This is a genomic window from Bordetella bronchialis (assembly GCF_001676705.1).
GTDB lineage: Bacteria > Pseudomonadota > Gammaproteobacteria > Burkholderiales > Burkholderiaceae_B > Bordetella_C > Bordetella_C bronchialis.
On the sequence record NZ_CP016170.1, the window covers coordinates 1,767,296 to 1,781,751 of the forward strand.

The 14,456-nt window shown below is 66.0% G+C and carries 16 protein-coding genes; 15 read left to right on the forward strand and 1 reads right to left on the reverse strand.

The annotated features are described in order from the left end of the window. Positions 1 to 9: 9 nt before the first annotated feature. Positions 10 to 615 carry a Maf family nucleotide pyrophosphatase gene (locus BAU06_RS07850; RefSeq protein ID WP_066346664.1) on the reverse strand — a complete coding sequence of 202 codons (606 nt, stop codon included), beginning with the start codon at positions 613 to 615 and terminating at the stop codon, positions 10 to 12. Between the two features lie 257 nt (positions 616 to 872). Here BAU06_RS07850 and BAU06_RS07855 point away from each other — a divergent pair, with 257 nt between their 5' ends. The 15 genes from BAU06_RS07855 to lepB all read left to right on the forward strand — a co-directional run bounded on the left by BAU06_RS07855 (position 873) and on the right by lepB (position 14,455). Beyond that, positions 873 to 1,445, forward strand: a complete 573-nt coding sequence (locus tag BAU06_RS07855) for a YceD family protein (RefSeq protein WP_066346666.1) — start codon at positions 873 to 875, stop codon at positions 1,443 to 1,445. Between the two features lie 52 nt (positions 1,446 to 1,497). After that, positions 1,498 to 1,680, forward strand: coding sequence for a 50S ribosomal protein L32 (rpmF, locus tag BAU06_RS07860; protein ID WP_066346671.1), 183 nt, complete (start codon positions 1,498 to 1,500; stop codon positions 1,678 to 1,680). Positions 1,681 to 1,743: 63 nt separating this feature from the next. Further along, positions 1,744 to 2,811, forward strand: a complete 1,068-nt coding sequence (gene plsX, locus BAU06_RS07865; protein WP_066346676.1) for a phosphate acyltransferase PlsX — start codon at positions 1,744 to 1,746, stop codon at positions 2,809 to 2,811. Further along, positions 2,811 to 3,803 (forward strand): beta-ketoacyl-ACP synthase III, encoded by a 993-nt coding sequence (locus tag BAU06_RS07870; RefSeq protein ID WP_066346678.1) that lies wholly within the window; start codon positions 2,811 to 2,813, stop codon positions 3,801 to 3,803. Before plsX ends, BAU06_RS07870 begins: the two co-directional genes overlap by 1 nt. A gap of 39 nt (positions 3,804 to 3,842) precedes the next feature. After that, positions 3,843 to 4,778, forward strand: a complete 936-nt coding sequence (gene fabD / locus BAU06_RS07875; protein ID WP_066346680.1) for an ACP S-malonyltransferase — start codon at positions 3,843 to 3,845, stop codon at positions 4,776 to 4,778. A gap of 15 nt (positions 4,779 to 4,793) precedes the next feature. After that, on the forward strand, positions 4,794 to 5,525 hold the full coding sequence (gene fabG / locus BAU06_RS07880) for a 3-oxoacyl-ACP reductase FabG (protein ID WP_066346682.1): 732 nt from the start codon (positions 4,794 to 4,796) through the stop codon (positions 5,523 to 5,525). Positions 5,526 to 5,652: 127 nt separating this feature from the next. Next, positions 5,653 to 5,892 (forward strand): acyl carrier protein, encoded by a 240-nt coding sequence (gene acpP / locus BAU06_RS07885; protein ID WP_003813816.1) that lies wholly within the window; start codon positions 5,653 to 5,655, stop codon positions 5,890 to 5,892. 178 nt (positions 5,893 to 6,070) lie between these two features. Further along, positions 6,071 to 7,300: a beta-ketoacyl-ACP synthase II gene (fabF, locus tag BAU06_RS07890; RefSeq protein WP_066346685.1), complete on the forward strand. Its 1,230-nt coding sequence runs from the start codon at positions 6,071 to 6,073 to the stop codon at positions 7,298 to 7,300. A 10-nt stretch (positions 7,301 to 7,310) separates the two neighbouring features. Then, positions 7,311 to 7,820, forward strand: coding sequence for a hypothetical protein (locus BAU06_RS07895; protein ID WP_066346690.1), 510 nt, complete (start codon positions 7,311 to 7,313; stop codon positions 7,818 to 7,820). After that, positions 7,817 to 8,416, forward strand: a complete 600-nt coding sequence (rpoE, locus tag BAU06_RS07900; protein ID WP_066346692.1) for an RNA polymerase sigma factor RpoE — start codon at positions 7,817 to 7,819, stop codon at positions 8,414 to 8,416. Before BAU06_RS07895 ends, rpoE begins: the two co-directional genes overlap by 4 nt. Before the next feature lie 12 nt (positions 8,417 to 8,428). Continuing rightward, entirely contained in the window at positions 8,429 to 8,947 is a 519-nt protein-coding gene (locus BAU06_RS07905; protein ID WP_066346695.1) for a sigma-E factor negative regulatory protein, read from the forward strand. Then, positions 8,947 to 10,053, forward strand: a complete 1,107-nt coding sequence (locus BAU06_RS07910; RefSeq protein WP_082988060.1) for a MucB/RseB C-terminal domain-containing protein — start codon at positions 8,947 to 8,949, stop codon at positions 10,051 to 10,053. The genes BAU06_RS07905 and BAU06_RS07910 overlap by 1 nt, the downstream gene beginning before the upstream one ends. A 99-nt stretch (positions 10,054 to 10,152) precedes the next feature. Further along, positions 10,153 to 11,655 (forward strand): DegQ family serine endoprotease, encoded by a 1,503-nt coding sequence (locus BAU06_RS07915; protein ID WP_066358405.1) that lies wholly within the window; start codon positions 10,153 to 10,155, stop codon positions 11,653 to 11,655. A gap of 98 nt (positions 11,656 to 11,753) precedes the next feature. Next, a complete protein-coding gene (lepA, locus tag BAU06_RS07920) occupies positions 11,754 to 13,547 on the forward strand; it encodes a translation elongation factor 4 (protein WP_066346708.1) in 1,794 nt (597 codons plus the stop codon). Between the two features lie 23 nt (positions 13,548 to 13,570). Next, positions 13,571 to 14,455 (forward strand): signal peptidase I, encoded by an 885-nt coding sequence (lepB, locus tag BAU06_RS07925; protein WP_066346710.1) that lies wholly within the window; start codon positions 13,571 to 13,573, stop codon positions 14,453 to 14,455. Position 14,456: the final 1 nt, after the last annotated feature.

Sequence of the window (14,456 nt, forward strand, 5' to 3'; positions counted from 1 at the left end):
CGTCCCCCCTTAGCGAGAGGCGCCGGCCGGGGCCAGCGGGTCCAGGCCGAACTGCGCCAGCATCCCGGTCAGGGCGATCAGCGGCAGGCCGATGATGGCGGTGGGATCGTCGCTGCGCAGGCTTTCCATGAGCGCGATGCCCAGGCTTTCCGCCTTGGCGCTGCCGGCGGTATCGTAGGGCGTTTCGGCGCGCAGATAGGCTTCGATCGCCGCGTCGCCCAGGGACCGGAAGCGGCAGTGGGTCACGATGTCGGCCTGCGCCGTGCGCTGTCCGTCGGTAACCGCCAGGGCGCTATGGAATTCCACGTCGCGGCCCGACAGCATGCGCAGCTGCGCCCGCGCGCGCTCGAAGTCCCCCGGTTTGCCTATCGCCGCTCCGTCCACGGTGGCGACCTGGTCCGAGCCGATGACGACTGCGCCGGGGTGCAGGGCGGAGACCGCCCGTGCCTTGGCTACGGCCAGCCGCAGCGCGAGCTGGGCCGGCGCTTCGCCAGGAAGGGGAGTTTCATCGACGCCAGGCGCGATGACGTCGAAGGGCAGGCGCAGGCGGGAGAGCAATTCCCGCCGGTAGGGCGAGGTGGAGGCAAGGATCAGGCGCGTAGCGGACAAGGGCATGCGAGGTTTGACGGTCAGACGTAAGTCACGGTATTATCTAACGTTTTCGCGGAAATTTCGTGGTCGCTGTGTCGGTGGTGTCGTCGGCACTGTCGGTGTGAAATCAGGCGCGGAATCAGCGGAATCAGGTGTGAAAGCGGTCCGTGATTCGGTTCCGGGGCTTCGGCCCGGGGCTTCGGCCCGGGGTTTCAGTCCGGGAGTTTCGGTCCGCGATTTCGGTCCGCGATCCGCGGTGCGAGGTTGTTGGGGCGGTCAGGATGGCGCAGGCAGGCATTATCGACGCGTTCGAGTTTGCGCGGCTGGGCAAGGAAGCCTCCGGCAGCTTGCCGCTTGCCCGGTTCGGGCGCGCGGCGCAAGGCCTGCCGTTGCAGCCGCGCGACGAAACCGGCCTGGTGCACTGGTCGGTGCGCGGGGAAACCGGCAAGCAGGGCGAGCCGCTGTTGCATCTGCATGTGCGCGCCACGCCGCTGCTGGTCTGCCAGCGCTGCATGGAGCCTTTCGTCTACCCCATCGATGCGCACGCGAGTCTGCATCTGGTCAAGTCCGAAGCAGAGCTCGATGACGGTCTCGACGACGGGCACGGCATGGGCGACGGCGGGGTTGAAGCCGCTATCGACGATGCGCCGGAAAAGGTGGTCGGGTCGCGCCGCTTCGATCTGCTGGAGCAAATCGAAGACGAACTGATCCTGAATATTCCGTATGTGCCCAGGCATGAAGTCTGTCCGGGCGCGCCGCTGAAGACCCGCGCCGGGGATCCGGGCGACGGTGCCGACGCGGAAAAGCGTCCATCGCCGTTCGCGGTGCTGGAAAAATTGAAGCAAAAACATTGAGGTCAACACCGGGCCGCATCGCGTACAATGCGCCCCGTTTCTAGGAGTCATCATGGCTGTTCAACAAAACAAGAAGTCCCCGTCCAAGCGTGGCATGCACCGCTCGCACGACTTTCTGACCGCGCCGTCCACGGCGATCGAACCCAACACGGGCGAAACGCACCTGCGTCATCACATCAGCCCGAACGGTTTCTACCGCGGCCGCAAAGTCATCAAGACGAAGAGCGACGAATAAGTCCGTTCCGGATCGCGTGAACCGGACCTGCATTGCTACGGCTGGCGCTGATACTTGGCACCCGTGATACGCATCGCTATTGACTGCATGGGCGGCGACGTCGGCCTGCCCGTAACCATACCGGCGTCGATCGAGTTCGCCCGTCAGTTTCCGGACGTGCGATTGCTGCTGGTCGGGTTGCCGGACGCCATCGAAAAGGCCTTGGACGGCGCGCGCGACGTGCCGCGGGAGCGGCTGGACATCGTTCCGGCCTCCGAAGTGGTCACCATGGAAGATTCCGTCGAAGTGGCCCTGCGCCGCAAGAAGGACTCCTCCATGCGCATCGCCGCGCAGGCCGTCAAGGACGGCCGCGCGGATGCCTGCGTGTCCGCCGGCAACACCGGCGCCTGGATGGCGATCTCGCGCTACGTGCTGAAAACGCTGGACGGCATCGATCGTCCCGCCATCGCCACGTCGATTCCCAACCAGAAGGGCAAGTCCACCACCGTCCTGGACCTGGGCGCCAATGTCGACTGCACGGCCGAGCACCTGCTGCAATTCGCCATCATGGGCGCGGCGCTGGCGCAGGCGCTGGATCATTGCGAACGTCCCAGCGTCGGCCTGCTGAACATCGGCGAGGAAGTCATCAAGGGCAACGAAGTCGTCAAGGAAGCCGCGGAACTGCTGCGGGCCAGTCCCTTGAACTTCTACGGCAATGTGGAAGGCAACGACATCTTCAAGGGCACGGTCGACGTCGTGGTGTGCGACGGCTTTGTCGGCAATGCCGTACTGAAATCCATCGAAGGCCTCGCGCGGATGCTGTCCAGCATCATCCGCGAGGAATTCAAACGCAATCCGATCACCCTGCTGGCCGGCGCCATCGCGTCGCCGGTACTCAACCGCCTGCGCAAGCGGGTGGACAACCGGCGCCACAACGGCGCCGCCTTGCTGGGCCTGCGCGGCGTGGTCATCAAGAGCCACGGTTCGGCCGACAGCTATGCCTTCGGTTTCGCGCTGCAGCGCGCGCGCGAGGCAGTCGCCAGCAAATTGCTGGAACGCACCAACCAGAGCATGGCGCAGATCCGGCAGCAGGGCATACATATCAACGACGCGGCCGTACCCATGCCGCGCGCGGCCGGGGACTCCGCCTGATGAACCACACTCCGCAGTATTCGGTGATCGCCGGCACCGGCAGCTATCTGCCTCCGCGCGTGGTATCCAATGACGACCTGGCCGCCGAGCTGGCTTCGCGCGATATCCAGACCTCCGACGCGTGGATCGTCGAGCGCACGGGCATCCGCCAGCGCCATCTGGCCGAGCGCGGCGTCACGACCAGCGACCTGGCCTTCGAGGCCGGCCGGCTGGCCATTGAAAACGCCGGCCTGCAGCCCCAGGACATCGACCTTATCGTCGTGGCCACCTCCACGCCCGATTTCGTCTTCCCCAGCACTGCCTGCCTGGTGCAGAGCAAGCTGGGCATCAAGGGCGGCGCGGCGTTCGATGTACAGGCCGTGTGCAGCGGCTTCGTCTATGCACTGACCACCGCCGACAGTTTCATCCGCGCGCGGCGCGCCCGCCACGCGCTGGTCATCGGCGCGGAGGTCTTCTCGCGCATTCTCGACTGGAACGACCGCTCGACCTGCGTGCTGTTCGGCGACGGCGCCGGCGCGGTCGTGCTGTCGGCATCGGCGGAGCCCGGCGTACTGGCCGCGCAACTGCATGCCGACGGCAGCCAGACCCGCATCCTGTGCGCGGCCGGCAATGTCGCCTATGGCGAAGTGGTGGGCGATCCCTTTCTGCGCATGGACGGGCAGGCGGTATTCAAGCAGGCGGTCACCGTGCTGGAGCGTTCCGCGCGCGACGTCTGCGCCGAGGCCGGCATCGAGCTGGATGCCGTCGATCTGCTCGTCCCGCATCAGGCAAACGTGCGCATCCTTAACTTCCTCGCGCGCAAATTGCACCTGCCGGCGGACAAACTGGTGGTCACGGTCGACCGCCATGCCAATACCTCCGCGGCCAGCGTGCCGCTGGCGCTGGACGTCGCGCGGCGCGAAGGCCGCGCCAAGCCGGGCCATCTGGTCCTGATGCAGGGCGTGGGCGGCGGCTTCACGTGGGGCTCGGTGCTGGCCCGCCTGACCGCCTGAGCACCTCTTACAACGACAACCTGATCTGATCGGCTTTCGATGAAAATCGCTTTTGTATTTCCCGGCCAGGGGTCGCAATCGGTCGGCATGCTGGACGCCTGGAAAGGCAACGCCGCCGTCGCGGACACGCTGGCGCGCGCATCCGCCGCCCTGTCGCAGGATCTGGACGCGCTGATTGCCCAAGGCCCGGCGGAACAACTGAACCTGACCACCAATACCCAGCCCGCCATGTTGACGGCGGGCGTCGCGATGTACCAGGCCTGGCTGGCCGCCGGCGGACGCCGCCCGGACATCGTGGCGGGCCATAGCCTGGGCGAATATGCCGCGCTGACGGCCGCGCAGGCGCTGTCCCTGGAAGACGCCGTGCGCCTGGTGCGCATCCGCGCCGACGCCATGCAGGCGGCCGTGCCCGTCGGCACCGGCGCCATGGCCGCGGTCCTGGGCCTGGACGACGATGCCGTGCGCGCGGCTTGCGCGCAGGCCGCGCAGGGCGAAGTCGTCGAGGCCGTCAATTTCAATGCCCCCGCCCAGGTGGTCATCGCCGGGCACAAGGCGGCCGTCGAACGCGCTTGCGAGGCCGCCAAGGCGGCCGGCGCCAAGCGTGCCTTGCTGCTGCCGGTATCGGCGCCTTTTCATTCCAGCCTGCTGGAGCCCGCCGCCGCGGTGCTGTCGCGCGCGCTGGCCGAGGTCGCGGTGGCCGCGCCGGCCATCCCCGTGGTAAATAACGTGGATGTCGCCACGCCCGACGATCCGGCCGCCATCCGCGACGCGCTCGTGCGGCAGGCCTGGCACCCCGTGCGTTGGGTGGAGACCATCCAGGCGATGAAGGCACAGGGCGTCACCCATGTCGTCGAGTGCGGTCCCGGCAAGGTGCTCACCGGCCTGATCAAGCGTATCGATGGCGAGCTCACCGGCCTGGCGATCACCGATCCCGCCTCGCTGGATGCCGCGCTGGCCGCGGTCGGATCCCACTGACAAGGAAACCCCTCCATGGAACTGCAAGGAAAGATCGCTCTGGTGACCGGCGCCACCCGCGGGATCGGCAAGGCGATCGCGCATGAGCTCGCCACGCGCGGCGCGACCGTGGTCGGTACCGCCACCTCCGCGTCCGGGGCCGAAACGATCAACGACGCCTTGGCGCCCCACGGCGGCCGCGGCGTGGTCCTCGACGTGACCGACGCGCAGGCGTGCGACGCCCTGATCGAAACGCTGGCCAAGGAAGGCGGCCCGCACATCCTCGTGAACAATGCGGGCATCACGCGCGATACGCTGGCGATGCGCATGAAGGACGAGGACTGGGACGCCGTCATCGATACCAACCTGGCGGCGGTGTTCCGGCTGTCGCGCGGCGTCATGCGCGGCATGATGAAGGCGCGCTGGGGCCGTATCGTCAACGTCACCTCGGTGGTCGGTTCCAGCGGTAATCCCGGACAAGCGAACTACGCCGCCGCCAAGGCCGGCGTGGCCGGCATGTCCCGTGCGCTTGCACGCGAACTGGGCAGCCGGAACATCACCGTCAATTGCGTGGCGCCCGGTTTCATCGATACCGACATGACCCGCGTGCTTGGCGAAACGCAAACGGCGGCGCTGCTGCAGCAGATTCCGGTCGGCAGGCTGGGTTCGCCGGCCGATATCGCCCATGCCGTCGCGTTCCTGGCCAGCCCGCAGGCCGGTTACATTACCGGCACGACGCTGCACGTGAACGGCGGCATGTATATGTAAATTACCGTCTCCCGGCATGCGGGCCGCAAGGCCTGTCGGCCGGGAATCCATTTTTGTCACAGCCCGGCGTTGGCATTGCGCGGCGCTTGGCTATAATTCGCGGGATTTTTCCCAATTGGAGATCTGCATGGAAAGCATCGAACAGCGCGTCAAGAAGATCGTCGCTGAACAACTTGGCGTCAATGAAGCCGAGATCAAGAACGAATCTTCCTTTCTTGACGACCTCGGTGCCGATTCGCTCGACATGGTTGAGCTGGTCATGGCCCTCGAAGACGAATTCGAGACCGAGATCCCCGACGAAGAGGCCGAGAAAATCACGACCGTGCAACAAGCGATTGACTACATCAATTCGCACGGCAAGCAATAAGCGATCAGCCTGTCTTTCCTTGCGTCGCGGCGTGCAACGCCCCGCGGGGAACCAGGGCGGTTTTTGGACTATGCCGCGCGGATGCTGCGCGGGGCGGCGCGCCTGCCCCCGTCAAGCCATTTTCCGCGCCAGCGGCGTATTCCAGGCCGCCTTTCTTTTGTCTGTTTAGGAGTCATCCGTGAAACGACGCGTCGTCATCACCGGACTCGGCATCGTGTCCCCCGTGGGCAATGACGTGTCGAGCGCCTGGGACAATATCGTCAACGGACGTTCCGGCATCGGCCGTATTACCCGTTTCGATCCTTCCGCGCTGACTACCCACATCGCGGGCGAAGTTCGCGACTTCGACGTCACGCAATACCTGCCCGCCAAGGAAGCCCGTCAGATGGATACCTTCATCCACTACGGACTGGCCGCGGGCGTGCAGGCCTGGCGCGACAGCGGGCTGGAAGTCACCGAGGCCAATGCCGAACGCATCGGCGTCATTATCGGTTCCGGCATCGGTGGATTGCCGCGTATCGAAGAAACGCAGACGGATTTGCTGGCACGCGGTCCGCGACGCATCTCGCCCTTCTTCGTGCCTGGCGCGCTGATCAACCTGATCTCCGGTCAGCTGTCGATCATGTACGGATTCAAGGGACCGAGCTACGCGGTGGTGTCGGCGTGCACCACGGGCCTGCACAGCATCGGCGATTCCGCGCGCATGATCGAATACGGCGACGCGGACATCATGATCGCGGGCGGCGCGGAATCCACCGTGTCGCCGCTGGGCATAGGCGGCTTCGCCGCCATGCGCGCGCTCTCCACCCGCAATGACGATCCGGCCACGGCCTCGCGTCCCTGGGACCGCGACCGCGACGGCTTCGTGCTGGGCGAGGGCGCCGGCGTGGTGGTGCTGGAAGAGTACGAACATGCCAAGAAGCGCGGCGCGCGCATCTACGGCGAGTTCGTCGGCTACGGCATGAGTTCCGACGCCCATCACATCACGGCTCCCGATAAGGACGGCCCGCGCCGCGGCATCGTCAACGCCTTGCGCAACGGCGGCCTGAACCCGGAAGACGTGCAGTACGTCAACGCGCACGGTACCTCCACGCCCCTGGGCGACAAGAACGAATCGGATGCGCTGAAGCTGGCGTTCGGCGACCATGCCCGCAAGCTGGTGGTCAATTCGACCAAGTCCATGACCGGGCACCTGCTCGGCGCGGCGGGCGGCATCGAAGCGGTCTTTACCACCCTGGCGGTCTATCACCAGGTCTCGCCGCCCACCATCAATCTGTTCAACCAGGATCCCGAGTGCGACCTGGACTACTGCGCCAACGAGGCGCGGGAGATGACCATCAACGTGGCGCTGTCCAATTCCTTCGGGTTCGGCGGCACGAACGGGTCGATGGCCGTGCGGCGGATGTAAGGGAGCGTGCGTGCACCCGGACTGGACGTTGCGCGTACCGATACTGCGGCCCCGGTTGGCCGCGTGGCTGGACGCCGTCGCCCTGGTGGCGGCGCTGGCCTCGGCATGGGCGGGGCTGTACTGGCAGGCGCCGTTCACCCTGCCGGTACTGGCCGCGGCCGGCTGCGCCCTTGCCGCCGTTGCGACCCTTGCGGCCCGGATCGCGCGCCCGGCTGGCCGGCGCTCGGCCCGCGGGGCGGTCCGCGCCGTCCGCATGGACCGGGATGGCGCCTTCCATCTGCGCATGCGCGATGGCTGGCATCCCGTGGAATGGGTCGCCGCCTGGCGGGGGCCGCGCTGGCTGACGCTGCGGGCGCGCCTGACCGGCGGCATTTGTAACGCCCCGGCGGTGCGCCGGCCTTGCGTCACCTTCACTGTCTGGCAGGACGCCTTGCCCGCCGCCGCGTGGCGCCGGACGTGCCTGCTGGTCAACCGGCGCCTGTGCCGCTCGCCCGTCGGCCGGCCGGTGGGTGCGCCATGAGCGAACGCGATATCGACGCTGAACTCGTCGCCCGCGTTCAGCGCGGCGACAAAAAGGCCTTCGACCTGCTGGTCCTGAAATACCAGCGCAAGATCATGCGCCTGCTCTCGCGCATGATCCGCGACCAGGCCGAGATCGAGGACGTCGCCCAGGAAGCCTTTATCAAGGCGTATCGCGCCTTGCCGCAATTCCGCGGCGAAAGCGCTTTCTACACCTGGCTTTACCGCATCGCGATCAATACCGCCCGCAACTGGCTCGCGTCCAATGGACGGCGTCCCAGCACCCCCAATGCGGTCGAAAATGAGGACGGTGAAACTTTTAATGAAACGGACAACCTAAGCGATATCAGCACCCCGGAATCCATGGTCGCCAGCCGCGAAATCGCGGAAACCGTCAACGCGGCCATACAGGGCTTGCCCGAGGAATTGCGCACGGCTATCGTCCTGCGGGAAATTGAAGGTATGAGTTACGAAGACATCGCCCAGAGCATGGGTTGTCCGATCGGTACAGTCCGGTCGCGCATATTCCGAGCCCGGGAAGCGGTGGCCGCGCGTCTGCGGCCATTGCTTGGGAACGATGCCGATCGTCGTTGGTAAGGAGCTGGAGTCATGCAAAGATCATCTGCTTCCGTCCGCGCCGAGGACACCAGCTGGGAAAATTCGGTGTCGGCCTGGATGGATGGTGAAGGAACCGAGGAATGGCTGGATGGCCTGGAAGTGGCCGAAGGCAAGGAAACCTGGGATACGTATCACCTCATAGGCGACGTACTTCGCAATCCGGAGCTGTCCATCACCCCCTCGCCGGCGTTCCAGGCCCGTCTGTCGGCCGCGCTGGCCAATGAATTGCCCATTGTCGCCCCGCGCCGCCGCCGCGCGCTGCGGCCTTCGTGGCGTTTCGGGCTGTCGGGTTTCGCGGTGGCCGCCGCGGTGGCGTCGGTGGCCTGGGTGGCCCAGCCCTACCTGGCGGGAACCAGCGACGCGCCCACGGCGGAAACCCGGGTGCTCGCCGACGCCAGCACGACGGCGGTGGACGATCCCAGCCTTAGCGACTACCTGGAAGCGCATCGGCAACTGGCCGGCCCCACGGCCATCCGCCAAGTGTCTTTCGATGTCGGAGCGGGGCGCTGATGACCGTTGCGACGGTCGTTGCCCTCTCTCCCAGGTCCTGGTCCAATGTCCGCCCGCTGGCGGTCCCGCCGGGAAGGCCAGCCCGTGGCCGCGGTTCCCTTGGCGCGGCGTTCGCCGCGGCCTTGCTGGCGCTGAGCGCCGGCCTGGCGCACGCCCAGGGCGGCGCGCCGCTGGCCAACAGCCTGCCCATGCCCGATGCAGAGGCCCAGGCCTTGTTGGCGCGCATCCAGGATGCCGCCGCCAAGCTCGACTATTCCGGCATCTTCACCTACCAGCAGGGCGAAACCATCCAGTCGTCGCGGGTCATCCACGTGGTGGACGGCAGCGGCGAGCGCGAGCGCATCGAAGTCCTCGACGGGCAGCCGCGCGAGTACCTGCGCCACAACGACGATATCCAGTGCCTGGTGCCCGAGCACAAGACGGTGCTGATCCAGCATAAGCGCGCCGAACAGTTCCCCGGCCTGTTGCTGGGCGCGCCCACGGGCCTGACCAAGTACTATCGCGTGCTGATGCAGCCCGCGCCGCACCGCGTCGCCGGCCGCGAGTGTCGCATCATCACCATCGAGCCCCTGGACAAGGACCGCTACGGTTACCGCCTGTGCGCCGATACCGAGAACGACCTCCTGCTGAAGGCGCAAACGCTGTCCAACGCCTCTACCGTGGTCGAGCAGGTGGCCTTTACCGCCTTGCGGGTCGGGACCGCGGTGGACCACGCCCAGCTGGAATCGCACTGGAATACCAAGGACTGGAAGGTATTGCAGGGCACCATGAAGCCCGTGGACCTGGCCGCCGAAGGCTGGCGCATCCCATTTCCGGCCGGGTTCATGCCGGTGTCGCAGGTGGCCCGCACCATGGCGCATGGCGATGCCGTGAGCCAGATGGTACTGTCCGATGGCCTGGCGGCGATCTCGGTGTTCATCGAGCCGTACGACAAGAAGCGCAACCGTCATCAGCCCCACGGCGCGTACCGGCGCGGGCCGATCAACGTCTACGGTATGCGGATTGCGGACTTCTGGGTGACGGTCCTCGGCGAAGTGCCCGCCTCCACCCTGGAGCAGCTCGCCAAGGCAACCGAATATGTGCCGCCCACCCCGGCACCCAAGTAAACAGCAGACGCCCCTACGGGCGCGCCCCCGGAGCATTGAATGATCCTGTCCACCGTGTCGAAACTTCCCGTGCGGCGGTTCTTCTCTTTTGAACTGCCCATGCAGATCACCCGCCTCATCGGTCGCGGCCGGCGCGGCGGAGCGGTGTTGCTGGCCGCCGTGCTGGCGGGTACGGCCTTGACCGCGCCGGCCGGCGCCGCGTCCACCGGTACCTCTTCGCCGGCGATGATGCTGCCCGATTTCACCTCCATCGTCGAAAAGGCCGATCCCGCGGTGGTGAACATCCGCACCACCGCGACCGTGCCGGTGCGCAGCGGCCCCCAGGACCCCTATGACCTGTTCCGCTTCTTCTTCGGGCCGGATTTCCAGCCGCCCGGGATGCCGGACATGCCGGGCCAGCGTCCGCGCGATCGCCAGCAGCAGCCCAAGCAGCAGCCCCAGCAGCCGCAGGAGCGCACCGTGCCGCGCGGCGTGGGCTCGGGCTTTTTCATCTCGGCGGATGGCTATGTACTGACGAACAACCACGTGGTCAGCGACGCCACGGACATTTTCGTCACCCTGACCGACGGCCGCGAGTTCAAGGCCAAGGTGGTCGGTACCGATGAGCGCACCGACGTGGCGCTGCTGAAGATCGACGCCAAGGACATGCCCTTCCTGCCCATCGGCGACGACAGCAAGATCAAGAAAGGGCAGTGGGTGCTGGCCATCGGCTCGCCCTTCGGCCTGGATTCCACCGTGACGGCCGGGATCGTCAGCGCCATCAACCGCGATACGGGCGAGTACCTGCCCTTCATCCAGACCGACGTGGCCGTGAACCCCGGCAACTCGGGTGGCCCGCTGCTCAACCTGCAGGGCGAGGTCATCGGCATCAATTCGCAGATCATCTCGCGCAGCGGCGGCTTCATGGGGATTTCCCTGGCCATCCCCATCGACGAGGTCATGCGCGTGGTGGACGAACTGCGCACCACGGGCAAGGTCACGCGCGGCCGCATCGGTGTGCAGATCGGCGAAGTCACCAACGAGGTCGCCACGGCCCTGGGCCTGGCCCGGGCGGAAGGCGCCCTGGTCAGCAGCGTGGAGGGCGACAGCCCGGCCGACGCCGCAGGCGTCCAGCCCGGCGACGTCATCCTGCGCTTCAATAACAAGCCGATCGCCCGCTGGTCCGACCTGCCGCGCATGGTGGGCGAAACCAAGCCCGGCACCGTGGCGCCCCTGCAGGTATGGCGCAAGGGCAAGAATGTCACGCTGAGCGTCAAGGTGGCCGAAATCCCGCAGGCCAAGCCCACGGCCGCCCGCAAGGCCGAACCCGAGAAAGAACCGGCCGCTTCCACCGCCCTGGGGCTGACCGTGGTACCGGTGCCCACCGCCACGCAGTCCAAGCTGAAGATCAAGGGCGGCGTGATGGTGCGCGAGGCCACCGGCCAGGCTGCCCAGGCCGGCGTCCAGGAAGGGGACATCGTGTTGTCTATCGGCGACACCGACGTCACGGCGCCCGAGCAGTTCGTACAGGTCGCCGGCAAGGTGGACAAGGCCAGGCCGGTCCCGCTGCTGATACGCCGCGGCGACCAGACCCAGTGGGTGGTGGTCCAACCCGGCAAGTAGGCGCAAGACCGGCTAAAATCGCTGGTTGCCGCAAGGAGGGGGCGCATGGCGCCCCCTCCTTATTTGGTGCACCGGTACCTTCCTTTCCCCACCCGCTTATGCAGCATATCCGTAACTTCTCGATCATTGCCCACATCGATCACGGCAAGTCGACCCTGGCCGACCGCCTGATCCATCGCTGCGGCGGATTGGCGGATCGCGAGATGTCGGCCCAGGTGCTCGATTCCATGGACATCGAGCGCGAACGCGGCATTACCATCAAGGCCCAGACGGCGGCCTTGCAGTACAAGGCCGCCGATGGCCAGGTCTACAACCTGAACCTGATCGACACCCCGGGCCACGTGGACTTCTCCTACGAAGTCAGCCGTTCTCTGTCCGCGTGCGAGGGCGCGCTGCTGGTCGTCGACGCATCGCAGGGGGTGGAAGCGCAGACCGTGGCCAACTGCTACACCGCCATCGAGCTGGGCGTCGAGGTCCTGCCCGTGCTGAACAAGATGGACCTGCCGCAGGCCGACCCCGAAGGCGCGCGGCAGGAGATCGAGGACGTCATCGGCATCGATGCCTCCCGCGCGATCGCCGCCAGCGCCAAGACCGGCATGGGCATCGACGACATCCTGGAGTCCATCGTCCGCGACGTGCCGCCCCCCAAGGGCAGCGCCACCGAGCCGCTGCAGGCGCTGATCATCGATTCCTGGTTCGACAACTACGTCGGCGTGGTCATGCTGGTGCGCATCGTCAACGGCGTGCTGCGGCCCAAGGACAAAATCCTGTTGATGGCGTCCGGCGCCACGCACCTGTGCGAACAGGTCGGCGTGTTCACGCCCAAGTCCGTGCAGCGCCAGGCGCTGAGCGCCGGCGAGGTCGGCTTCGTCATTGCCGGCATCAAGGAACTGGCGCACGCCAAGGTGGGCGACACCCTGACACTGGCCGGCCAGCCGGCCGCGCAGCCGCTGCCGGGCTTCAAGGAGGTCAAGCCCCAGGTCTTCGCCGGCCTGTACCCGGTGGAAAGCAGCGAATACGACCAGCTGCGCGACTCGCTGGAAAAACTCAAGCTGAACGACGCCGCCCTCATGTTCGAGCCGGAAGTCTCGCAGGCGCTGGGCTTCGGCTTCCGCTGCGGCTTCCTGGGCCTGCTGCACATGGAAATCGTGCAGGAGCGCCTGGAACGCGAATTCGACATGGACATCATCACCACCGCGCCGTCGGTGGTGTACGAGGTCGAACAGCGCGATGGCCAGGTACTGACCATCGAAAGCCCGTCGCGCATGCCGGAAGTCGGCAAGATCGCCGATATCCGCGAGCCCATCGTCAAGGTCACGCTGTTCATGCCGCAGGAGTACGTGGGCCCCGTGATGACGCTGTGCAACAACAAGCGCGGCGCGCAGGTCAACATGAGCTACCACGGCCGCCAGGTGCACCTGGTGTACGAGATCCCGCTGGCGGAAATCGTGCTGGACTTCTTCGACAAGCTGAAGTCCGTGTCGCGCGGCTACGCATCCATGGACTACGAGTTCCTGGAATACCGCTCGGCCGACGTCGTGCGCGTGGACCTGCTGATCAACGGCGACAAGGTCGACGCCCTGTCCATGATCGTCCACCGCAGCAACGCCCGCCATCGCGCGCGCGACGTGGTCACGCGCATGCGCGGCCTGATTCCCCGCCAGATGTTCGATGTTGCCATCCAGGCCGCCATCGGCGCGGAAGTCATCGCCCGCGAAAACGTCAAGGCGCTGCGCAAGAACGTGCTGGCCAAGTGCTATGGCGGCGACATCACCCGCAAGAAAAAGCTGCTGGAAAAGCAGAAGGCCGGCAAGAAGCGGATGAAGCAGGTCGGCAGCGTGGAAATCCCCCAGGAGGCCTTCCTGGCCATCCTGCAGGTCGAAGACAAGTAGATAAAGCGAGAAGGCATCACAATATGAGCTGGAACTTTGCGCTGATTTTGTTCGTCCTGCTGGTCATCACCGGCATCATCTGGCTACTGGACGTCACCGTCCTGCGCAAGGCGCGGCGGCGCAAGGGGGAAGAGGCGGCGGCCCGGTTCGATCCGGCCGTCATCGGCGATCCGCAAGAGGCCGAACGCCTGCGCCGCGAAGCCGCCGAGTCCGCCAGCCGCGTGCCGTGGTGGGTGGAATACGCGGTCAGCTTCTTTCCGGTGATTCTGTTCGTATTCGTGCTGCGGTCGTTCGTGGTCGAACCCTTCCGCATTCCGTCCGGCTCCATGCTGCCCACCCTGGAATCCGGCGACCTGATCCTGGTGAACAAGTTCAGCCGCGGTATCCGCCTTCCCATCATCGACAAGAAAGTGCTGGATACCGGCGAGCTGCAGCGCGGGGACGTGATCGTGTTCCGCTATCCGGTGGATCCGGACGTCGATTACATCAAACGGGTGGTGGGCCTGCCGGGTGACGAAGTCGCCTACCTGGACAAGAAACTATATGTAAACGGCCAGGAGGTGAAGCACGTCCGGGACGGCAACTATTTCGAACCGGACCGGGTAGCCTACATCAACCGGTATAAGGAGACGTTGGGCGACGTTACCCACGATATCCTGCTGGATGAGGACAAATACCAGGAGTACGGCCCTATTTGGCAATTCCCGCACCTGGACAACTGCCAGTACAGCCGCAATGGCGTGCGCTGCAAGGTGCCGGCCGGCGAATACTTCGCCATGGGGGACAACCGCGACAACAGCGCGGACAGCCGCTACTGGGGATTCGTTCCGGACGGTAATATCGTAGGCAAGGCCTTCTTCATCTGGATGAATTTTTCCGATCTAAGCCGGATCGGACGATTCAATTGAC